Source organism: Butyrivibrio sp. AE3006, from assembly GCF_000424165.1.
Classification (GTDB): Bacteria; Bacillota; Clostridia; order Lachnospirales; family Lachnospiraceae; genus Butyrivibrio.
On the sequence record NZ_AUJJ01000003.1, the window covers coordinates 1 to 23340 of the forward strand.

The 23340-nt window shown below is 41.8% G+C and carries 21 protein-coding genes; all 21 read right to left on the bottom strand.

The genetic code is table 11. The annotated features are described in order from the left end of the window. Positions 1-563: 563 nt before the first annotated feature. The 21 genes from G603_RS0103055 to G603_RS0103155 all read right to left on the bottom strand — a co-directional run bounded on the left by G603_RS0103055 (position 564) and on the right by G603_RS0103155 (position 23231). The gene (locus G603_RS0103055; protein WP_026669287.1) at positions 564-1328 is read right to left on the bottom strand and encodes a hypothetical protein; all 765 of its coding nucleotides are present in this window, start codon (positions 1326-1328) and stop codon (positions 564-566) included. A 3-nt stretch (positions 1329-1331) separates the two neighbouring features. Next, a complete protein-coding gene (locus G603_RS0103060) occupies positions 1332-1736 on the bottom strand; it encodes a DUF262 domain-containing protein (RefSeq protein ID WP_026669288.1) in 405 nt (134 codons plus the stop codon). Positions 1737-2230: 494 nt separating this feature from the next. Beyond that, positions 2231-3208: a hypothetical protein gene (locus G603_RS0103065; protein WP_026669289.1), complete on the bottom strand. Its 978-nt coding sequence runs from the start codon at positions 3206-3208 to the stop codon at positions 2231-2233. A 21-nt stretch (positions 3209-3229) separates the two neighbouring features. Next, positions 3230-3667 carry a DUF4869 domain-containing protein gene (locus G603_RS0103070; protein WP_022775851.1) on the bottom strand — a complete coding sequence of 146 codons (438 nt, stop codon included), beginning with the start codon at positions 3665-3667 and terminating at the stop codon, positions 3230-3232. 454 nt (positions 3668-4121) lie between these two features. Next, on the bottom strand, positions 4122-5528 hold the full coding sequence (rlmD, locus tag G603_RS0103075; RefSeq protein WP_026669290.1) for a 23S rRNA (uracil(1939)-C(5))-methyltransferase RlmD: 1407 nt from the start codon (positions 5526-5528) through the stop codon (positions 4122-4124). Next, positions 5525-5788 (bottom strand): hypothetical protein, encoded by a 264-nt coding sequence (locus G603_RS0103080; protein WP_026525355.1) that lies wholly within the window; start codon positions 5786-5788, stop codon positions 5525-5527. The genes rlmD and G603_RS0103080 overlap by 4 nt, the downstream gene beginning before the upstream one ends. Positions 5789-5974: 186 nt before the next feature. Beyond that, positions 5975-8419 carry an ATP-dependent helicase gene (locus G603_RS0103085; protein WP_026669291.1) on the bottom strand — a complete coding sequence of 815 codons (2445 nt, stop codon included), beginning with the start codon at positions 8417-8419 and terminating at the stop codon, positions 5975-5977. A gap of 16 nt (positions 8420-8435) precedes the next feature. Next, positions 8436-9086 (bottom strand): DUF1836 domain-containing protein, encoded by a 651-nt coding sequence (locus G603_RS0103090; protein WP_026669292.1) that lies wholly within the window; start codon positions 9084-9086, stop codon positions 8436-8438. After that, positions 9083-10789, bottom strand: coding sequence for a DNA repair protein RecN (gene recN / locus G603_RS0103095; RefSeq protein WP_026669293.1), 1707 nt, complete (start codon positions 10787-10789; stop codon positions 9083-9085). Before recN ends, G603_RS0103090 begins: the two co-directional genes overlap by 4 nt. 3 nt (positions 10790-10792) lie before the next feature. Beyond that, positions 10793-11275: an arginine repressor gene (gene argR / locus G603_RS19015; protein WP_051198028.1), complete on the bottom strand. Its 483-nt coding sequence runs from the start codon at positions 11273-11275 to the stop codon at positions 10793-10795. Continuing rightward, positions 11272-12129, bottom strand: a complete 858-nt coding sequence (locus G603_RS0103105) for an NAD(+)/NADH kinase (protein WP_026669294.1) — start codon at positions 12127-12129, stop codon at positions 11272-11274. The genes argR and G603_RS0103105 overlap by 4 nt, the downstream gene beginning before the upstream one ends. Positions 12130-12131: 2 nt before the next feature. Next, entirely contained in the window at positions 12132-13022 is an 891-nt protein-coding gene (locus G603_RS0103110) for a TlyA family RNA methyltransferase (RefSeq protein WP_026669295.1), read from the bottom strand. Beyond that, positions 13015-14874, bottom strand: coding sequence for a 1-deoxy-D-xylulose-5-phosphate synthase (gene dxs, locus G603_RS0103115; protein ID WP_026669296.1), 1860 nt, complete (start codon positions 14872-14874; stop codon positions 13015-13017). Before dxs ends, G603_RS0103110 begins: the two co-directional genes overlap by 8 nt. 12 nt (positions 14875-14886) lie before the next feature. After that, complete coding sequence (locus G603_RS0103120; protein WP_026525349.1) at positions 14887-15807, bottom strand: polyprenyl synthetase family protein; 921 nt, start codon at positions 15805-15807, stop codon at positions 14887-14889. Then, entirely contained in the window at positions 15807-16031 is a 225-nt protein-coding gene (xseB, locus tag G603_RS0103125; protein WP_026669297.1) for an exodeoxyribonuclease VII small subunit, read from the bottom strand. Before xseB ends, G603_RS0103120 begins: the two co-directional genes overlap by 1 nt. After that, positions 16024-17235, bottom strand: a complete 1212-nt coding sequence (gene xseA, locus G603_RS0103130; protein ID WP_026669298.1) for an exodeoxyribonuclease VII large subunit — start codon at positions 17233-17235, stop codon at positions 16024-16026. The genes xseB and xseA overlap by 8 nt, the downstream gene beginning before the upstream one ends. Further along, the gene (nusB, locus tag G603_RS0103135; RefSeq protein ID WP_026525347.1) at positions 17228-17626 is read right to left on the bottom strand and encodes a transcription antitermination factor NusB; all 399 of its coding nucleotides are present in this window, start codon (positions 17624-17626) and stop codon (positions 17228-17230) included. Before nusB ends, xseA begins: the two co-directional genes overlap by 8 nt. A 17-nt stretch (positions 17627-17643) precedes the next feature. Continuing rightward, on the bottom strand, positions 17644-18012 hold the full coding sequence (locus G603_RS0103140; RefSeq protein WP_026525346.1) for an Asp23/Gls24 family envelope stress response protein: 369 nt from the start codon (positions 18010-18012) through the stop codon (positions 17644-17646). A gap of 64 nt (positions 18013-18076) precedes the next feature. Then, entirely contained in the window at positions 18077-19654 is a 1578-nt protein-coding gene (locus G603_RS0103145) for a transglutaminase domain-containing protein (RefSeq protein ID WP_026669299.1), read from the bottom strand. Between the two features lie 38 nt (positions 19655-19692). Then, positions 19693-21300 (bottom strand): peptide chain release factor 3, encoded by a 1608-nt coding sequence (locus G603_RS0103150; protein WP_026525344.1) that lies wholly within the window; start codon positions 21298-21300, stop codon positions 19693-19695. 158 nt (positions 21301-21458) lie between these two features. Next, positions 21459-23231 carry a methyl-accepting chemotaxis protein gene (locus G603_RS0103155; protein ID WP_026669300.1) on the bottom strand — a complete coding sequence of 591 codons (1773 nt, stop codon included), beginning with the start codon at positions 23229-23231 and terminating at the stop codon, positions 21459-21461. Positions 23232-23340: the final 109 nt, after the last annotated feature.

Consider the following 23340-nt stretch of genomic DNA (forward strand, 5'->3'; position numbering starts at 1 on the left):
AGCATTGTGGCGGAAAAGTGATTGATCATCATAGACAGAAACCGTTACTTTGTTGATATACAGGAATAATACTTACAAAAACCTCGCATATGGGAGGTTTATTTCTGATACCCTAAAATATAAAAAACAAAAGACATAAGGTATGCTATTATCTAATTAGGCAGTAAAACTGGTAAGCTCCAGGAATTGAAACCCCATATGTATAGGCTCCACGGACGCTTACTTTGTTCAATTAGGTTAAATCGCAATAAGATCAAACGAAAGGGCAGTTATTGTTATAATTCAAGCTGCTTTTTCGTTTGACCTTACAGCGATTCTAACCTAAAGAATTTGTGCGATTAACTTCCGGTATATCTTACTATCATATATTTCTACAATTACGAACTCAGGCAAGACTTTTTATCCAATCCCCTATGGGCCCCAAAATGCAGAAGATGATCTGATCATTCGTTGCTACAAAATTTCTTCGCATTTATCCTGCATATCCTGCGTGATCTTGTCAAAAGCTGCGGCTCTGGGTGCAAGGTACCCTCCGAGAGATATACATATGATCGTCACATCCTTCAATTTGAAATAGTCAATGCAAATATCACTGACCAGGATACTATAATGATACCTAAAACCAACTTGATGCCCACTTCCGGCCTGAGGTCATAGAATTCCATTTTGCCAAATCCAATCAGAGACATCAGGACTCCAATTATGATCATGATCAATGGTAGCAGCGTCGCAAACAAAAGAAGGAAAATAGCTGCTGCGAAAAAAGCCTCTACTCGTAAGCAATCACTGATCATTGAGCTATTCAAAAATCCCACTAGCAAAAAAATGCCTACGAATAGAAAAATAATACCGGCAATGCGAAACAAAAATCCCTCTTCCCAGCTTAAGCGTTTGTGATTCCATATTCCCGGGAGATATGCAAAACCGTGATCTCTCAGATAATGTTCAATGATGGAAAGGAGTTTGTCCTCATCAAATCCAATATTCGCCCAATCCTTATGATCGATTCTTTTTCTCCAAGGCAAATTCTTCGGTGTAGAGAGTGAAAAAACAGCTCTGGTCTCCGTGGACAATGGCGGCTTATAAGTATCTTTGACAAGCAAGGTTTCACCGCCGCAAAACGTTTTGTCTCTGCTAAGTATATATGTCACATAAAAGGAACCGGTGTCCCTGTTGTCAGTTTCTTCCGAGATTTGCTGCGTTTTCCACCTGGCAACAATTTTATTTTTTTGAACAGTTACAACAAAGGGATATTCATCCGAGTTTAGATCCCTTTGTATTAAAGCTTTAAAATCATTAAATTCTTTTCTATTAATCCTTTTCTTCATGTTTTACTTCTCTATCCTTCTTAATCCAGAAAACTTTGGTATTGGACGTTTTGGAATAAGACCTATTTTTGACAATAGTCCAAGATAATCATCGCGATTGCTGCCTTGCACCTGGGGAACCACCCTTATATCTGACTGAGTCTTCTTGAGCACAATTTTCCTCTTAAGTTGAAGAATGTCAGATAGCTGATCCTCGTCCAGATCATTTTTATAATCATTTAAAATTGTGTACAACGATGCAAGGAACAAGCTCAAAGTAGTAAGTCTTTGTTGCCCATCCACAACCTCAAATTTAGGAGCATTTATTGCATCTGTAGCTGAATTTATGCAAATAATTGATCCTAAAAAATAACCATAATCATTTTCTGTAATGTCATCAAACAGTGCTTCCCACTCTCTAGTCCCCATGTATATTCACGCTGGTATTTAGGTATTTCAAATATCACTTTTGAATCAGGATCAAACATTTGTGATACAGGATACTTATTAACATTGATGCTATTTATATTCACTACCGGATTCCCTCCTTAGTTATTATCAGTTTTTATTATAACATTAGCATTTCCTATCGTTAAACTGTATTCACTTTTGTTTTCGTGGAGTACCACCGTCTCAACCTACTCATAGTTCAGTTTCCCTACACTTTTAAAATGGCATAAAAATAACGGTGCCACTCTGCCTGCTAACATCTTTTAACGTTAGCCACAAAGCGCACCGTTAAGCCACTTGTGTTTTTCTATTTAAGTGTGTTCAGCCTTTGTCAGCAATACTACCGTCTCCACATGCGGTACTACTGCATACAATTTAAACATACTGCATAGATACTAGGCTTTGGTATGTTCACCCCTTTTTACATAGTTTGCGGTAAAGGGGTTAAGAAATAGCGGACAAATAAGTCCTATTTACCCCATGATTTTTCTTAACTCTTCAGGTAAAACAGCGATAATAGCATCTTTGTTTTTGCCTTCAATATAATAAGGCTTTAACTGGCTCTTATCATATTTCTTAATGCTATCATCAGCAGTTGCTGTCATAAGCAGATCAGTGAAATATCTCTCCCAGCTAAGGAACTCCCTGCTTTCAATATATTTCTCAGGCTCAGCAAGTATATCATCCAAGTCCTTAATTCCAATTACTCCTGATTTGAGAATTAGCCATTCGAATGACTCTGGGAAATATAGCATTACATCTTTTCTACTTTTTGCTATAGTAGTGACCTTGGCAACATAGGCACCAAAGGCTGCTCCATCAGCAATTACAACCACTTTCTTATTTTCTTCGGCGTTCTCGATTTTTCCAACAAACTGTGAGTTTCCTTCTACACTCACACACTCGCCTTGTTTGCATGCCTTAGAAAAGAACTGATATCCCGACTTTGAGTCTTCTACCAACACTAGAACTTCTTTATCCAGTGTTTCATTTGAATCATCATAAATTCTGTAAAACTCATGATAAACTTGCTCTGGATAGTGGTATTTACCTGTTGTTCTGATGCCGTAGATTTCCTGAACACTATACGGCAGATTATATAGAGGCTGTCTTGTAATCAAAACAAAATAATTTGAAGAAGCCTGTACCAACTCTGCAAAATCTTTGGAATATATAAATGGATAATCTTCATCTATAAACACTATGCTATCTTGATAAGCTTCCAAAATAGTCTTCCAAAGACTAGCATCTCCACCAAATACCACGCAAGGAACATCTGACTGTACACTAATGCCACTCTCTTTTCCATATCTAGAATGCGTCCCCAATAGATCCAAAAGAGTAGTCTTTCCAGAAGCGCTATCGCCTTGAATAACAGTAATATTCCTCTTTATATCAAATTCATATTTTAGTCGTTTTGATTCAACAACTACATGATGTTTATTCTTCATATATAAAATACTTCCTAGTCATCAAACATATTTTAATGCTTCATGCATATAATCCTTGGCATTTGTTACTTTGATATTATCATTAAGAATTTCAATCTCTATATCGTTGCAATCATCAAAGGGCATATAATACCTAAGATTAATGGTGATATCCTCTCTTCTGCCAATCTCTGCAAGCCATTTTGCACAGTTTTCGCCACAGCTTGTGGCATTAAAAACAAGATCAGGTCTTTTATAAATGCAAATCAGAGTTTGCAATCCACCGGATAGTTTCTCTGGTGGAATTGGTCCTAAAACATCACTTTCTATCAGCTGTCCTCCCTTATAATGTGACTTATCTATATCAGTCATCATCTCTTCCACAAAAGGATCTGCCAGCCATTCTTCATCATAATTGAATCTGAACCATGATGGTCCATGCATTACATCTTCTTTTTCACCAAAAAATATTCTTAGCATTTTTGTTCACCTAATAAATGAAGTCTCATTATTTCCGTATATCTTATGATATTATAGCATCATTTCGCCTATCATCGGAACTATATCATTTTTACAAATGTACAAAATGGTTGTTGCAAAAAATGCAACAACCACTAATCTCAGCATGCATATTTAACTTGTAAACCATTTTAGTTTACGCTTTAGTAAAACAAAACCTGTAGACAATGCCTACAGGTTTTAGCTCATTATCCGTCCGCCAATATCTACCATTTCCGTCCTAACCTCTCGGCGGACTTCATTCCTACATATTGGCGTACATATTCAAATTCTATCTTATCAGCGTACAACAGAAGCGTCCGCAGATATGTATTTTTCCATATCCCCTTAGCTTCATTGTCCGCCATAAGTACATAATTTTTGCTTCGATTTTTGTTGATTTGTTCCCTTGTAAAACTGCCTCAAATCCGCATGGTTATGCGGTTGTCTTTGTCAGCAATACTACCGTCTCCACATGATTTGTCCAGGGGAACTGGTCCACAGCCACAGCGCGCTGTACATAATATCCACCCTCTGCGAGCTGCTCTAGGTCTCTGGCAAGAGATGTAGGTTTGCAGCTGACATAGATCATGTGGTCTACACCGTAAGCGATTATCTTGGCGAGAGCCTTGGCGTTGATGCCGTCTCTTGGAGGATCAAGGATGATGAGATCAGGTCTTGTTTCGATCTCGTCAAGAACCTTGAGGACATCGCCTGCTATGAATTCGCAATCCTGAAGGTTGTTCCTTGCAGCGTTTTCTTTGGCTGCGTTAACAGCTTCTTCAACTATTTCAACACCGATTACCTTGTTGGCAATTGGTGCAACTATCTGTGCTATGGTTCCGGTTCCGCAATAGAGGTCATAGATTACCTTATCGCCCGGATCTTCATTTGTGTTGTGATACAGTCCGTCGATGTATTCTCTGACCGTGCCGTAGAGTACTTCGGCACTAAGAGAATTAGTCTGGAAAAATGAGAAAGGAGTAATTCTAAAACGAAGACCAAGCAGCTCTTCGTAGAAATAATCCTGCCCATACAGAATAGACGTGCCTTCGTCAATGACAGCGTCAGCTTTTGCATCATTTACAGTATGCAATATTCCAACTATTCTGCCCTTTAAGTCTAGGGTAAGAAGCATATCACTGTACGCAGAAAGATCATGATCTTCCTGAGTAGTTGTAATGATATCAACAAGAATCTCACCGGTTCTTACGGCTTTTCTTACAAGGAGGTGTCTTAAATAACCCACCTGCTTCATTCTGTGATAGTAAGTAATCTTGCCATCTTTGTACATGTCTCCGAAAAATGAGAGCGTAGCACTTAAGATGTGATTATAGTCATCATCCACAATTCTGCAGCCGGTGACACTTACTATGTCATACATGCTGTTTCTTTTGTGCATGCCAAGAGCGAGGGGTCCGTTCAGCTCCTCGTCTCCAAAAGTAAATTCCATTTTGTTGCGATATGCAAATTTAACGGGACTGGTCTTAATTCCTTCCCAGGTGTAGCTCTTTTTCTGCTTTTCCAAAATAGGATTGAGAATTCGTCTTACCTGCTGCTCCTTAAGTCCCAGCTCCTTTACATAGGGCATAGTAAGATAACTGCAGCCGCCACATTTTCCAAAATGGATGCATGGACTTTCTATGGCGTCCCCAGCTTCTTCCAACACTTCCAAAAGCCTGGCTTCAAATCTGCCGTTTCTGGCTTTTGTTATCACGCATGAAACGCGCTGACCGGGAAGTGCGTTTTTTACAACGATCTTCCCGTCAGGTGTTTCAAGAATTCCCTTGTTGGGAAATTCCACTCGCGATATTTTTCCGGTTATGATGTCTTTACGTTTCATTTCTCAAGATCCAAATCCACGAAGTCGTCATCAAAATCATCAAAGTCGTCATCGTCATAATCATAGTCATCGTCGTATTCCGGTATCATATAGTCAAATACCAGGTATGCTATGGTCGCAACAGCTGCGATTGCTCCAAAAACTGCCAGGCACCAGAGAATGATGTTTGAAGGCTTCTTAGCGTTAGCTGCCTCTTTCTTCTCCATCAGCTCGTTGATTCTGGTAAACTCCAAAAGTTCATCAATTTTGTTTCTTTCCATAACAAACCCCTTTCAATTATTTTTATTTTTGAATGGTTTCCGTTTCCAAAACGCCAAACCACTCCTATTTCATTGTACACGACAAACCGTGCTGTTTCCACGAAAAACCAAAGTATTAATACTTTTTTAATTCTTGCAAAGCTCATGATAAACAAACTGATTTACGTATATAATCGCCCTTCAAAATCACAGCTTCTTAAGCTTGGCAAAAGCAGCAAACATTATCTTCTGACCATAGTCGTCAAAATCTATTGTCACCTTATAGTCCCTTGGCTCTTTCACGATATCCTTAACAACACCCTTGCCAAATTTGATGTGCTCTACTCTGTCGCCAACACCGTAATCAGGCTCTGTTCCCGCAGGCATTCCCTTGCTGAGTGCTGCAAGTCCGCCCTTGCCGCTAAGGGCATTACTGTGTGATGTTGCTGCTCCCGCGATAAATGGCTTATCCTTTGGAACTGCTCTCTTTAGCGCCGGCTTAGCTGCTGCTCTTGCAGTTGGCTTCCCGGTAGCAGCCGTGGTTCCTGAATATGCACTTCTTTGAAGCGGTGATGAGGTATTATATCCTGTCCCGCTTGAGAAGTTCATCTTCTTTTTGAAAAGAGTACCTGTTGTAACATCGATATCATCATCGTCATCAATTGATTCGCCGCCATCATAAAGATACTGATTAACTCCGGAATTACTTATATCATCCAAAAGCTCTCTTGGAATCTCAGTGACAAATCTGCTGATTCGATTGTACTGAACCTGTCCCTTGTTCATTCTGCTCTTTGCGCAGGTAAGAGTAAGATGCTTCTTGGCTCTTGTAATACCAACGTAAGCAAGTCGTCTCTCCTCTTCGACACCGTCGGGATCGGAATCCTCATTCATAAGTGTCATGTAGCTTGGAAATACATTCTCCTCCATGCCGGTGAGATATACATTATCAAACTCCAGACCCTTTGCACTGTGAAGAGTCATGAGGAGAACCTTGTCATCCTCATCAGATACGTTATCGATATCTGCAACCAGTGCCACCTCTTCAAGGAATCCTGTAAGTGTAGGCTCATCCTCTTTATCTTCATATGCAGCCATCTTGGAAATAAGTTCGTCCACGTTTCTCTCGCGGTCGTTTTCCTCTGTGGACTCATCCTCATCTATTGAACGAAGATAGTCAACGTAATTTATCTCCTGGATCACATGCTGCAAAAGCTGATCAAGTCTTGCCTCTTTTGCAAAAGCTCTGAAAACTCTTATCATCTCTGCAAAAGCCTTGCACTTGGCTACAGCTGTCTTATTTAGTCCCGGAATAAGCTCCGCCTCATCGCAGGCACGTAAAAAGCTGATGTTTATCTTATCCGCATAATCCTGAACATGGGCAATACTTGTTGCTCCGATGCCCCTCTTTGGCACATTGATTATTCGCCTTGCAGAGAGATCATCAGCACCTGAATCTATAGTCTTAAGGTATGCAAGCATATCCTTAATCTCTCGTCTTCCGTAGAAATTCACGCCGCCCACAAGGTCGTATGGGATTCCCTCATAGACAAAACGCTCTTCCAAAAGTCTTGACTGCGCATTTGTTCTGTACAATACCGCAATATCTTTATAATCTGCCTTACCTGATTTCTTAAGCTTTAAAACCTCGGAGGCCACAAAATCAGCTTCTTCAGGCGCAGTATTTACCTGCTTTAATCTTACAAGCTCGCCTTTTCCTTCGTCGGTCCAGAGAGCTTTTTCCTTACGTCCATAGTTGTTCCTGATGACATTATTTGCTGCATCCAAAATACTCTGTGTTGATCTGTAGTTCTGCTCCAATTTAATCACGCAGGCATCAGGATAAACCTTCTCGAAATCAAGGATATTCCTGATATTTGCACCCCTGAATCTGTAGATACTCTGATCATCATCACCCACAACGCAAAGGTTCTTATACCTGTCAGCAAGAAGTCTTATGAACTCGAACTGCACGTTGTTGGTATCCTGATACTCATCCACCATGATGTAACGGAATCTTTCCTGATAGTATTCAAGTACCTCAGGCTCATTCTTAAAAAGCTTAACCGTGTTGAGAAGAAGATCATCAAAATCCATGGCATTGTTTTTCTTAAGGGTATTCTCATACTCTATATATGCCTTGGCTATCTTCATTTTTCTAAAATCATCACCGGATGCAAGGGCGTATTCATTTGCATCAATGCAGTTATCCTTTGCATGGGAAATAGCCGTCTGAATAGCCCTCAGCTTAAGCTGCATAGTTTCAAGCTGATATCTCTTACAGATATCCTTCATAACAGACTTGGAGTCATCGGTATCATAGATTGTAAAATTATTCTGATAACCCAGCTTGTCTGCGTGACGTCTAAGTATTCTTACACAGGTTGAATGAAAAGTTGAAACCCATATACTCTCAGAGCCAAAGCCAACAATATTGTCTACTCTGTCTCTCATCTCCCCTGCTGCCTTATTGGTGAAGGTAATGGCGAGAATGTTCCAGGGATTAACTCCGCATTCATCAATTAAATAAGCAATTCTGTGCGTAAGAACCCTGGTTTTACCTGATCCCGCACCTGCCAGGATGAGGACCGGTCCGTCCGTCTGCAGAACTGCTTTTTTCTGTTCACTGTTAAGCGTATCGTATATACTCATCTAAAACGAAATTCCTCTATTTCTTCTTTTTCCTGCTCTCTTTCCCACCTTTGGTATCTGTCTTGTTCATGCATACACTCTCCACATGATCAAGCATAGTCTCGATGAGAAGCTTTTTCATGAAAACATCGTAGGAAAGCATAGAGATGAAATTCAGAAGCTGAAGCTCTGCTCTTTCATCCTCAGGAGCATCCGGAAAAGTATCATCAATTGCAACCTTGTATTTTTTCTCAATATCCTTTTTAAGATTATCGATTATATCATCCTGCTCATCGTAGATCATCTGATAAATATCCTTCAGATTCACTTCCTTATCGGTATCGCCAAAGCGGTCTCTCATAGGCTTAAGCAGCGTATGAATGTCATTTATGGACAAAATGCTCTTGTAATAATAGATAAAAATCAGAATGATTATGTGATCCTTGGAATACTTCTTTTTCACAGGAGGCGGCAAAAGATCATTCTTAGCATAGTTATTGATCATGGTCTTGGTGAGAATCTTATCTGCACCGGGACGCCTCACAGATTTGTGGAGACTGTCATCCATAAAAGTAAGAAGCTGATCCATATACAGATCGATGTTGGGAATATCCTTTACATCGACCTGTCTAGTACGATCAAGACTACTCATTATGCTGTTTAAAAGGTCATCATAGTCAAGTGTCATTTTGTCTCCTTAACGTTACCTGCCTGTTTAATCATATCTCTTGCATTTTCAAGAGCAGTATCTGTAATCTCAGCGCCGCCAAGCATTCTTGCAAGCTCTGATACTCTCTCATCATCTGAGAGCTCGGTTATCTTGGTGACAGTTCTCTCCTGTCCGTTCTCATCTGCCAGTTCTTTTCTGATCTCAAAATGAGAGTCAGCCATAGCTGCAATCTGCGGAAGATGTGTGATACAGATAATCTGATGGTCAAGTGATAACCTGCCAAGCTTCTCTGATACCTTCCATGCAGTGTGTCCGCTGATTCCGGCATCTATCTCATCAAAAATAAGAGTATCTATCTCATTTTTCTCAGATACTACTGTCTTAAGGGCCAACATGATTCTGGAAAGCTCACCGCCACTGGCTACGTTACTAAGCGGTCTGAGGGCTTCACCGGGGTTAGTTGATATCATGAATTCCACATCATCATAACCCTCTGCTGAAATACGCTCATCAGAAGAATCCACAGCTATCTCGAACCTCACATCTATAAAATTAAGGTCCTCCAAAGCCTTCCTTAGGAGCTGTGAAAGCTTAAGCGCATTCTCTTTTCTTACTGCGGAAATATCCGCACATAATCCAAGAACTTCTTCATAGAGCTTCTTTTCATCTGCAAGAAGCTTCTCTCGATATGCACCGAGATCTTCGAGTTTTCTTAACTCTTCTTCCTTTTCATCGCGGTATTTAAGAACGGCCTCAATTGATCCGCCGTATTTATCCTTAAGATGATTTACAGTATTAAGCCTTTCCTCTGTCTCTGCAAAAGCTTCTGCATCAAACTCAAGGTCGCTTATGTAGGATGAAAGGTTGTGTCTAAAATCCGATAAAAGATTATCGATATCAAGAAGCTGCGCCAACAGATCATCAACTGCCTTATCATAGTTGCTAACTGATGAAAGCTCTCTTACTGCTCTTCCTATCTGGTAGCTGGCGCTGTCGTCACTGTCTCCTGCTCCCGTCATCTCCGCAGCAACACCTGCTGCCTCAGCGATTTTCTGAGAATTCACCATCCTGCGATAGTCATTCTCTAAAGTCTCGTCCTCACCGGGCTTTAGATTAGCACTTTCAATCTCATTGAATTCAAAGCTTGCAAGATCCTGCTCTCTTGACCTCTCCCTCTCATCGAGATTGGTCTCATCAAGTTCTTTTTGAACATCCTTCCAGTCTCTGTAAGCTGCAGCACATTTTTCTTTTAATGCGGAGAGCTTTTCACCTGCATACTCATCGAGAATCTGCAAATGCTTCTTTTTACTTAAAAGAACCTGGTTGTCATTCTGTCCGTGGATATTGATAAGGATATCTGAAAGCTCTCTAAGCTGCCTTGCACTTACGGTCTCACCGCCTGCCTTGCAGACACTTCTTCCCTCCATTATCTTTCTTTGAAGGATAAGAGTTCCATCATCCTCCACAGGAATATCCAGCTCTTTAAGTCTCTGAAGCTGTACCTCATCATCTATTCCAAAGGTCAGCTCAATAAGAGCATAATCTGCTCCCGTTCTTATCATGTTGCTGTCCGCTTTTCCACCCAGCGCAAGATTCACGCTGCCGATGATCACGGACTTACCTGCTCCGGTCTCACCACTCATTATGTTGAGACCCTTCCTGAATTCAATCTCCTGCTCATTTATAAGTGCAAGATTTTTTACGTGTAAACTGTATAACATAAGTTAATCCTTTCCCCTGCTTCTCCGGGCTTGGGAAAATGGGCTTAGCAAGTCGTTCAATCTGTTCATCACTATCTGAACATCATCATTTGTACGAATCGCTGCCATAATGGTGTCATCACCAGCTATACATCCAACTACTTCTTCAAATTCCATGGCATCAAGTGCAGCCGCAACTGCCATAGCCATTCCTGAGACAGTTCTTATAACCAGAATGTTCTGGGCACTGTCCATGCTTAAAAATCCGGCCTTCAGTACATCAGTGTACTTGTCATTCATGCCGGCAACGTCCTGAATAATTACATACTTATGCTTTCCGTCAGGTGTTGACCTCTTGGTAAGGCGCAGCTCTCTTATATCCCTTGAAACTGTGGCCTGCGTTACGTCAAACCCCTCAGCACGAAGCATATCAGCCATCTGCTCCTGAGTCTCGATAACGTTGTTCTGAATCATTTCAATAAGCTTTTCGTGTCTTTTCTTTTTCATACCAATTTTTTCCTTAGTGTGTTGAGAAAACTCTCACTGCTGAGCTTTACTATCTTGGTTACTTTATCCGATGTACAGATATCTATCCTGTCACCGCTTTTCATTATTTTCCTGTTGCTGCCATCAAGAGTCGCTTCAACTATCTGATCAGCGCCTCCGCGTCCCTCGCCTATTTCAACCGTAACCTTGTCGTGCTCTGACAAAACTATGGTCCTGGCTCCTATGGAATGGGAACATATTGGTGTCAGCAAAAGAATCTGTGCACTGGGATCCACGATGGGGCCACCGGCAGACATATTATATCCCGTTGAACCTGTCGGGGAGGACAGAATTATGCCATCCGCCTGATACTGGGTTAGCGGCATATCATTTACGAAAATATTGAAATTCAAGACCTGAATAGACGAACATCTGGCTATGACAATATCATTAAGCGCATGGTTCACTTTACCGGCATCTTCACCCTGTTGCAAAACGCCCTTTAGCATCATACGCTTCTCTATCTCAAAATCATCTGCAAGAAGCTTATCCATAGCATTTCTTGCATCGTCTATATCGACTTCTGCAAGATACCCAATCGTTCCAAGATTAACTCCGATCAAAGGTATGCCTTTGTCGATGACATTGGCCGCTGCCTGCAGCATAGTGCCGTCACCGCCAAGAACCACGCAGACCTCTGCATCATCAGGCACATCCGACGTAAACCTTGGTTTTTTCTCGTCATCGGAAGATACCATAACCTGCTCGGCAAGAGTCACCTCCGCGCCGTGCTCTTCAAGATAATCTTTTATCCTGTAAGTCTCCGCTAATTCCGGATCCTTACTCGTATTGGTAATTATGAAAAAATGCTTCATGCTCACAGCTCCCCGTGTGCTTTTTCCACTGTCTCCCTTATTAGCTTTTCCATTTCAGCTTCTTTGGAATAGCCATTACCTGCAGCCTCTGTATCAGAAAGTAAATGAAGTCCTGTGCCCTCATTTATCTCAGCCACTTCATCATTTCTGTCAGCATCCTTCCTGATATAAAGCAGATATTCAATATTTCCCTCCGGTCCCCTAACCGGTGAAAAATCAAGATTCAAAATCTTAAAGCCAATGATATCCGCAAAATCAATTACTCTCTCAATAACTTCTCTGTGTATCTCGGGTTCTCTTACAACGCCCTTCTTACCAACCTTATCCTTGCCCGCTTCAAACTGTGGTTTAATGAGACAAACCATTTCGCCGCCATCCTTAAGAAGCTTTCTTGCAGGAATCAGAATTTTGGTAAGTGATATAAATGAAACATCCACAGAAGCAAAATCAAGATCATCATCTATATCATCACGAACAAGATATCTGAAATTGGTTTTCTCCATGCAGACAACTCGCTCGTCTGATCTGAGCTTCCATGCCAGCTGACCATGCCCCACATCCACTGAATAAACCTTAGATGCTCCGTTTTGAAGCATACAGTCTGTGAAACCGCCTGTGGATGCGCCTATATCCATACAGACAAATCCGTCCAGCTTAAGATCAAAACTCTTCATGGCTTTCTCAAGCTTAAGGCCACCTCTGCTGACGTAGGCCAATTCCTTACTCTTAACATCTATAGATGTAATTTTTGATTCATCAAATGCAGTTCCGGGTTTATCCTCACGCTGGCCGTTTACAAAAACATCACCTGCCATAATGACAGCTTTTGCCTTCTCACGGGAAGCTGCAAGGCCTCTTGAAACCAGAATCACATCCAGTCTTTCTTTAGGCATTGTTTTTCGTGTACTCCATTATCTTCTCAGCCACGGAATCCGCATCAATTCCAAGCTGTGCAAAAAGCTCATCGCAGGAACCATGAGTTACGAAACGATCCGGAACTGCAATACACATCGTGTATGCAGGAAGCTTTTCCTTTGCTACAAAGGCTCTCACCTGCTCGCCAAAGCCTCCTGTCTCAACGTTTTCTTCCATCGTAACTATAAGCTTATGGTTACCTGAAGCTTCTCTGACGTATTCCTCATCAAAGGGCTTTACAAATCTCGCATTGGTAAGCGAGCAGTTATATCCGTTTTCTTTAAGGATATCTCTGACACCCTCTGCAACCTTAACCATGCTTCCAACAGGAAGAAGTAAAATATCGCTCTCTTCGTAGATAGGCTCTGCTTTGCCCATCTCAATAGGTGCTCTGAAATCCTTAAGTCCATCGTATGCAGTACCTCTTGGATATCTGATGGCTGTCGGTCCGTCAAATCTTATGGCAAACTTCATCATATCCGAAAGCTCCCATTTATTCTTGGGTGCCATTACATGCATATTAGGCATTGTGGACAGATACGAGAGATCAAAAACGCCCTGATGGGTCTCGCCATCACTTCCTACAAGTCCTGCCCTGTCTATCGCAAAGGTAACAGGGAGATTCTGCAGACACACATCCATCATGACCTGATCGTAGGCCCTCTGAAGGAAGGAACTGTATACTGCAAAAATTGGATGATATCCTCCAACAGCAAGTCCGGCAGCAAAGGTTACTGCATGCTCCTCTGCTATACCCGCATCAAAAAATCTGTCGGGATACATATTTCTGAATCTCTTAAGTCCTGTTCCGTCAGCCATAGCCGCAGTTATGGCAACTGCCTTGGGCTCACGTTCACCTATCTTGCACATAACAGTGCTGAAAATATCCTGATAGTTGGCAGTAGTCCTGGGCTTTCTGGGAATACCATTCTGAGGAAGGAAAGGCTCTGTTCCATGGAACCTTGCAGGGTGTTTTTCTGCAGGTCCAAAGCCCTTACCCTTTTTGGTAACCACATGAATAAGAACAGCCTTGCGGACCTTCTTGGCTTCACGAATTGCTGCGCGAAGCTGTGTGATATTATGTCCGTCGATAGGTCCAAGATATGTTATTCCAAGATTCTCAAAAACCATTCCCGGTACAAAGAGCTGCTTAAAGCTGTTCTTTGCACGTCTGATTCCATCTACCATCTTGGGACTAGAATTCTTAAGTGAATTATAAATATCATCACGCAGGTTAAGATAACCTTCATTGGTACGTACCACATTCAGGTATCTGGCCATTCCGCCTACATTCTCTGATATGGACATTTCATTATCATTAAGAATAATAATGTAGTTGGTATCAAGCTTAGCAGCGTTATTAAGCGCTTCATATGCAAGTCCGCCGGTAAGTGAACCGTCACCTATTACAGATACAACAGTGTATTTTTCACCGGAAAGCTGCCTTGCTCTTACCATTCCAAGTCCTGCAGAAATACTTGTAGAACTGTGGCCTGTATCAAAGCAGTCGCAATCTGACTCTGCTCTCTTGGGGAATCCGCTAAGACCACCGAACTTTCTCAGTGTATCAAAGCCTTCCTTACGTCCTGTCAGAACCTTGTGGGTATAAGACTGATGTCCCACATCCCAGATTATTTTATCCTCCGGAAGATTAAGCTCTAAATGAAGTGCCATGGTAAGCTCCACAGCACCCAGATTGGATGCCAGGTGTCCACCTGTATGACTGATCTTATCTATCAAAAATTCTCTGATCTCCAGAGCAAGCTCATCTAAACGATTATCTGGAATATTCTTTATGTCATTTGCTTTTTTTATTTTGTTAAGCAACATGATATCTGCTCCTTACTTGTTACGTGAGATCATCCATAATACAAGCGGTATAAGGAATTCCTCACTTTTTTCGGATTTTGAAAGAATATCTGCAGCATCATCCGACAGACGCTTTACTTCCTTTTTGGAATCTTCAAGACCATGTAATGTCACATAAGTGGTCTTCTCATTCTTCTCATCGGAACCGATGGGTTTTCCAAGCTCAGCTTCATCGCCTGTAACATCAAGCACGTCATCCTGAATCTGGAAAGCAACGCCGATTTTCCTTGCTGCCTGCTCAATCTCAGAAAGCTGTGCATCAGATGCACCTGCAAGAAGAGCACCTATCATCATACTGCTCTCAAGCATAGCTGCTGTCTTGTTCTCATGGATAAAAATAAGCTCTTCCTCTGTAGCTTCAGCCTTACCCTCTGCGCAGATATCAGCGCACTGACCGCCTACCATTCCATAGATTCCGGCCTTCTGTGCAAGAATCTGAAGGGCCTTCACTCTGCGGTCTGCAATATCGCCATCAAAGGTCGGAAGCACAGTGCCGCTCTTAAAAGCTAAAAGTGCAGTCTCAAATGCAAAATTCAGAAGACCGTCACCTGCCAGGGTAGCCATTCCGGGGCCGTAGACAACGTGTGTTGTCTTCCTGCCACGTCTGTATTCATCGTTATCCATAGCAGGCAGATCATCATGTACCAGTGAATATGTGTGAATCATTTCTATGGCTGCCATAAAAGGCTCTACGACTTCCCTGTTCTCTCCGCCAAAAGCCCTGAAAGTCTCCAGCATAAGAACCGGTCTGATTCTCTTGCCGCCTGCAAGAACACTGTAGTTCATAGCTTCTATAACAAGCTTCTGATAGCCCTCTTCCTTAGGTAAAAACTTCTGAATGATCTCCTCTGCTTCAGCAGCCTTCTCATTAAGACGCTCCTCAAAAACAGTCATTACTCAAAGTCCTCCGTCTGTCCATCTCCGATAATTTTTTGAACTTTCTTCTCGACCATATCTATCGATTCGTTACAGTACTTAAGAAGATCCATTCCTTCCTGAAAAAGCTTGAAGGAATCCTCAAGAGAAACGTCGCTGTTCTCCAGCGCCTTAATCTTCTCATTGACCTGTTCAAAAGCATCTTCTATTGATAAATCTTTTTCTTCGATTTTCTTAGCCATTATCTCTCTTCTCCGTAGCATCCGCTGTTGCTCTGATAAGTCCGTCGCTCACATAAATATCAAGCTTATCTCCGGCCTTTACCTGGGAAACTTGTTTGATATTCTGTCCATTCTCATCCGCTATATATGAAAAGCCTGATTTTAATTTATCCAGTGGACTAAGCGCTTTAAGCCTCTCCACATCCACATCCAAAAGATGCTTCTTATCACGGATGCGCTCAAGCATAAGTCTCTCTAACCTGTCGCTGCTCTGAGCTGCCCTCATCCTCTGATCGCGAATTCTCGCTACAGGTGAAAGATGCTGAAGGAGCCTTCTGTCATTAGCTTCCTTCTGCCTTAACAGATTTAATTTGTCCATCATCCTGCGACTTAAGATATTCTGATAGTCGCTGATATCCTGGATTAGAAGACTTACGTCATATACCGCAAGCTCCGCAGCTGCGGAAGGTGTAGGTGCTCTCATATCCGCCACGAAATCAGATATGGTAGTATCGGTCTCATGTCCAACAGCAGAAATGATGGGAATATTGCAATTGAAAATCGCATTAGCCACCACTTCTTCATTGAATGCCCACAGATCCTCAATAGATCCGCCGCCTCGTCCTACGATGATGACATCCACATTCATACGTTCCAGTGCTTCTATACCTGCAGCAACACTCTCAGCTGCTCCGTCACCCTGAACTATTGCCGGATATAAAATAATCTGCACATAGGGATTACGTCTTGTAGACACATTGATAATATCCTTGACTGCTGCCCCTGTCTGCGCAGTTACCACACCTAAAGTCTTTATAAATTTGGGAATCGGACGCTTGTAGCATTTATCGAACATTCCCCGCTCTTCAAGCTCGGCCTTAAGCCTCTCGAATTTCTCGAATAATGCTCCCTCTCCGTCCGGCTCTATTTTTTTCGCATAGACCTGATATTTGCCATCTCTGGGATATACATCAACTGTTCCTGTAACAAGAACCTGCTGGCCGTCCTTCATCTGAAATTTGAGGCCCATAGCTCTGTTTCCGGCAAACATCACACATGAAATCGCTCCGGACGCATCCTTTAGCGTGAAATAGATGTGACCGGAGGAGTGATATTTGCAGTTACTAACCTCTCCTTTGATGGTCAAAAGGTTCAGTAGCGGTTCCTGCTGAAACATATTCTTGATGAATGTATTAACCTGAGTGACTGAATATACGTTACGCAAATTTTGCAAGTACTCCGTTAATGAATGATGAAGCTCCATCCTGACCAAACTTCTTAGCCAGCTCTACAGCTTCATTGATAGCTACTCCTGTAGGGATCTGCTCATCAAACTTGATCTCAAAAACTGCAAGACGCAGAATAGCAAGCTCAACCTTACCTATTCTCTCTGTGTTCCAGCCTGTGGTCTCGTTATTGATGAGTCCGTCGATCTCAGAAAGCTTCTCAACAACCTGCTCAAAACGATTCTTTATAAAAGCAGCATCCTTCTCATTTATATCAACATCGCTGTTCTCAATAAAAAGTGCTACCTGCTCTTCCATCTCCTCCGGTGTGTTGAACTCAACACGGAAAAGAAGTTTAAATACTTGTTCTCTAAGTTCTGATCTGTTCATAATATCCTCATTATTTATTATTCGGGAATAGTGATTCCGGCAATGCGAACGTTAACATCTGTCACATCAAGTCCTGTCATATTCTGGATGGAAGTCTTAACGCGATCCTGAACCTGCTTACTTGTAGCAGGAATGTTGTAGCTGTAACGCATAAGAATTGAAAGATCAACTCTTACCTTGCCCTCGCCCAAAAATACCTTTGAGCTCTTAAGTACGTTCTTGGAGCTGTACTTCTCTATATTCTCGTTGGTAATGCCGCCTGCCATTGCGCTGACGCCGTCAATCTCCAGTGCTGCAAGAGTAGCGATCTTAGCAACTACATCATCTGCAAGCTTAACTGAACCGATTTTTTTCTTACCCTGTGTTGTCTGTAATTCCTTTTCCATAAAAGTAAATTCCTTTCATAAATGGATAGCATAAACCCTTATAATTATACAGGAAAATGCTTATTTAGTATAGCCAAATAATCAAAATGTACTGGTCGTCAAAGGTGGTATAAGACACCGTATTATTGGATCCATCCATAAATCCAAACACCTGCTGCCCATCAAAAAGATTGCTCTTTATATCGCTATATACAGGTGCTGTACTGCATTTTATAGTCACATTATTGCTGCCGTCGGCATATCTTCTGGAAAAAAGCTCTCCAACAGCATTCATGTCGCATTCAGTAAAATACTCTCCCTCGCGGACGTAATAATTATTCTTCATGGATGTACATTCAGGCATGGGAAGTGTCTCTGAAATCACATGAGTCTTCTTGATATCCTGAGTCGTACAACATAGATATGTATAATTTATCAGCGGCATCTTCTGGGAGTTGTCACCGGATTCAATCTTCTGGTAAGAAGAATCTCCCCAGGTAGTATCCACGTATGTATACTCTCCGTCGGCATATATGAGGTTCCAGGCATGCCACACGCCGTTAACCTTTCCTGTAACCAGAGTTGCCGGAACAGAAAGCTTATTCAAAAGATACTGAGTAGCCTTGGCATAGCCCTGACATACAGATCGCCCATTTATGAAAACAGAGCAGATATTCTGATTATCAGGAGCGCTGCTGTCGTACTCTGTATTAGTGATCAGATAGTCATATACATATTTGACCTTGGAATAATCATCACCGCCCACCGGAGCACCGGCAAGACATTTATTTGAATACTCGTCGATTTTGGCCTGCCTTTGCGCAATCTCTTCGGCACTGTAAATATAATTACCAGTAAAAGAAAGCTTCTTAAGAGTTCCACCTATGGTGTACCTTGTAAAGGTATATCCATCCATGTAGAAAATCTCGGGATGATCTGCCAGCACAAAATTGCAGACCACATCAAGAGTCTCTTCATCCAAAGTGGAAATAACCACATCCTGAGCACAGTGCTGCATTATTGCAAGGAGCTCACAGTAAAGGGTCTGTCCTTCATCTGTAAGATGCTCAAAAGCGTAATTACCGGCCTGAGATGCCTTCAGATTATCAATGTCCGAATCCAGAATTCCAAGAGATGCTCTCTGGGCATTCTGATAGGTATCACTGTAATAAGTGGTGGCATCCTGTCCTTTGCCCTCTGCAGGCTCCTCTATCTTCTCGGATCTGTTGGTCCTGCCTGTCTCCTCTTCAAGCCTTGAAATAAGATCATCAATAGACTGATTTACCTTATCTATATCAAGGGTTGATCCTTCTGAAGCAGCTTCTGAATTCTGCGATTCATCACCGGCTTCTTCATTTTCTGAACCGGTCTGCTGTGAATCTGTCTCTAAGTCAGGTGATGTCGTCTGCTGGGAATCCTCAGAAGCCTGAGTGTCAGAAGCTTCTTCCATTGCATCAGAGAAAGACTCAGTCTCAGCCTGAGCCTCCTGTGCCTGCTCATCCTTTTTATCCTTGTACTTATCCGGTTCGACAAGGCTATTATCCTGCAGATACTTGATAATAGCATCTCCGCAGCCTGTAAGCGTTGTCATCATCAGAATAAGTGCCAAAAAAGCGGATGCTTTTCTTATTAAGTTCTTAATAACACATCTGCTCTTGTCCATATTCCCCCTGTATATGACAATCATGTGTGCAAAAACTATTAGCCTACGTTCTCGTTAAACTCTCTGAGTATCAGTCCCTTATTTCTGTCTATAACCATTTGAGGACTCCACTCATTCACAAAGATGAGAAGCGGCTTGCCATTCATATCCTTGATCTTCTTCATGTCAGAGGTTCCGACAAGTGCATTGAGATCGATATCATCATTCTCAACCCATCTGATGTATTCGTAAGGAAGTGTCTCAAGTATTATCTCTACATTATACTCGTTTTGAAGTCTGAATTTAAGTACATCAAACTGAAGTACACCTACTACGCCTACGATAATCTCTTCCATTCCCATGTTGAACTCCTGGAAGATCTGAATAGCACCTTCCTGTGCTATCTGCTCGATACCCTTAACGAACTGCTTTCTCTTCATGGTATCGACCTGTCTGACTCTTGCAAAATGCTCAGGTGCGAATGTGGGAATTCCCTCGTATACTACGGAATCCTTAGGCATGCACACAGTATCTCCTATTGAAAAGATACCGGGATCAAATACGCCCATGATATCTCCCGCATAAGCCTCACTTAAGATCTTACGCTCATCAGCCATAAGCTGCTGAGGCTGTGAAAGTCTGAACACCTTGCCCGACTGAACGTGCTTAACTTCCTTATCAGCATCATAACGACCTGAGCAAATACGCATGAATGCTACTCTGTCTCTGTGAGCCTTGTTCATGTTGGCCTGAATCTTAAATACAAATGCTGTAAAATCATGATCCTTAGGATCAACAACTTCGCCATCTGAAGATGCTCTTCCACTGGGAGGAGTAGCCATCTGAAGGAAGTTATGAAGGAAAAGCTCTACGCCGAAATTCTGAAGAGCAGATCCGAAAAATACAGGTGTAAGATTACCTGCTCTTACTTCATCAAGATCGAACTCAGCTCCTGCTCCGTCCATAAGCTCTATCTCACCTTCAAGATTCTCAAGAGCCTCTTCGCCTATTGTGGAAATAAGCTGATCTCTGTCATCCATAGGAATGATCGTCTCAGTACCTTCCTTGGTTCCCTTCATGGTATCCTGGAAAGTTACAATATGCTTTTCTTTTCTGTCATAGATTCCCTTGAAGTTCTTACCGGAACCTATAGGCAGATTCATAGGACATGTAGCAATACCAAGATGATCCTCGATATCATCGAGAAGCTCATAGGTATCCATTGCATCTCTGTCCAGCTTGTTGATAAATGTAAAAATCGGAATATGTCTCATTGTGCAGACCTTGAAAAGCTTCTTGGTCTGAGGCTCAACACCCTTACTTGCATCGATAACCATGACGGCAGAATCTGCAGCCATAAGCGTTCTGTATGTATCCTCTGAGAAATCCTGGTGTCCGGGAGTATCAAGGATATTGATGCAGCAGTCCTCAAAATTAAACTGAAGAACTGAAGATGTAACAGAGATACCACGCTGTTTCTCAATTTCCATCCAGTCCGAAACCGCATGTCTCGCAGTAGCCTTACCCTTAACAGAACCTGCAAGATTGATGGCTCCACCGTAAAGAAGGAACTTCTCTGTAAGTGTAGTCTTACCTGCATCGGGGTGAGAAATAATAGCAAAGGTTCTTCTCTTATTTATTTCATCTATTATCTGATTGTTGCTCATTGTAAACCTTTCTAAAAATACAACATAATTATATGGATTCATCAGCTAAAAAACTAATTGCCTGATGAAAACAAAGAAAACGCACCTTACCTATTTTAAGGAAAGGTGCGCAATAAGTCAATGTTGCTAAATGCACGGAAATCTTTGCATTTTGAGAATTATTTTGTGGATTCCTCTTGCGGAAGCTCAACCTTGAAGTACTTCACATTACCTGTGAGCTCTTCAGCAATCTTCTGAAGATCAACAGCCTGCTCAACAACATTCTCCATAGCAGTATCAAGCTGCATAAGTGATGCGCTTGTCTCCTGTGTCGAAGCTGCATTCTCCTCGGATATGCTGGACAAGGACTCAACAGAATTAAGGATTTCTTCCTTATCCCTGTTCATGATCTCGACAAGCTCAACTATCTGCTTATTGCCTTCCTCTGTCTCTCTTAGCAGTGACAGCATCTGTTCGAAGGATTCACTCATCTCTTCAAGAGCCACGGTCTCATTGGTAATAGCTTCCTTTATGCTCTCTGTAAGCTGCTTATTATTCTCGGAATAATCAGTAATGGTTGAAAGCATGTTGGTAATCTCACCTGCCAGCTTATTGGTATTGCCTGCAAGGTCTTTAATATTGTCTGCAACAACAGCAAATCCCTTACCTGCTTCACCGGCTCTTGCAGCCTCAATTGAAGCATTAAGTGCAAGAAGGTTAGTCTGGCTTGCTATGGAAATAATGGACTCAGCAGCAGTTGATATCTGTGCAACAACACTTGCAGTCTCATTAACGGAATCTGCGACCTGCGTTGCCATCTCATCATTTTTCTGATCCTGCTCTTTAATCTGCTCAAGCTGACCTTTAACCTTGGAAGACTCTTCATAAACCTGTCTGCCGCGCTTCATATTTGCGTTCGCTGATTCAAGAACATTATCTACAGACGATCCGATATTTATCGTAATGCTGGATGTACTCTGGACATCCTCTGCCATAGCTGTAGCACCTGTTGCAAGATCATTTACAGCAGCGCTTATATCGTTGGTGGTCTTCTGTGAACTACTGATATTGGTTTTTGCATGCTCAGCCTTATCGTTAACTGATCCGGCATGATCTATAACTCTCACAAGAGCATTTCTTAGGTCATGTCTCATTTTCTCAAGAGAGTCCCCAATATTGTTAAAATCAGAAATTACACTATGAGGTTTGATCTTTGTCACAAAATCACCTGTAGCGATTCTGTCCACATCATCAGAAATTGCCTTGATACTTCTGATTATGTACCTGATCAAAATAATCGTAAGCACCAGCAACAGTGCGCTTACAACACCGAATACTACAAAATTGATCACTACTCTTCTTGAAATCTCAGCTGCATTTTGTTCATTTTTTTGGCTTGCCCATACTTCCACGATATCCGACATGTTAGAAATATAATCTCTTGTAGCCTCAAACTCAATTGTAAACTGCTCAATATCGCCTTCTATGCTATTAAAATCATATGTAGACAGCCACTTATTGTATTGCGCAGCAAAGCCATTACTCATATCTGAATAACTATCCCCGTCATCATCTCTCATGGTGGTGAACAGATATTCATCTCTTTTTGCCAGTTCAGCAGCTTTATTAACTCCGTCTAAAGCCTGTTTTGCATTGCTTTCATAATCAGCCTTATATCCGGCAAGCTGCTCAGGAGTAATATACTCTCTGTATGCCAGTAACTGTGTTCCTGCCAACATGGCCTGATACAGATCCCTATCTGCATTTATCAGATCAGTACTAATGGAATAGAGCATTTCATAGTAAACTTCTTCATCAGTTTCTTCGATGCTCTTCATCTGAGTACTGCCGACAATAATGCTTACTATCAAAGCAATAATAAGCGGAACAGTTACTGTCAACAATACTGCAGTCATGTTAACCTGAAATCCTGTGCCTTCGTTTTTGCCCATCTGCTGCACCTCCTAAGTATCGAGTGTGTAAAATTAATGTATATATATATTTTATTACAACAAATGGCAAAAAGTTTGCTTTTTATCAATTTATAATATTCTTTTTAGA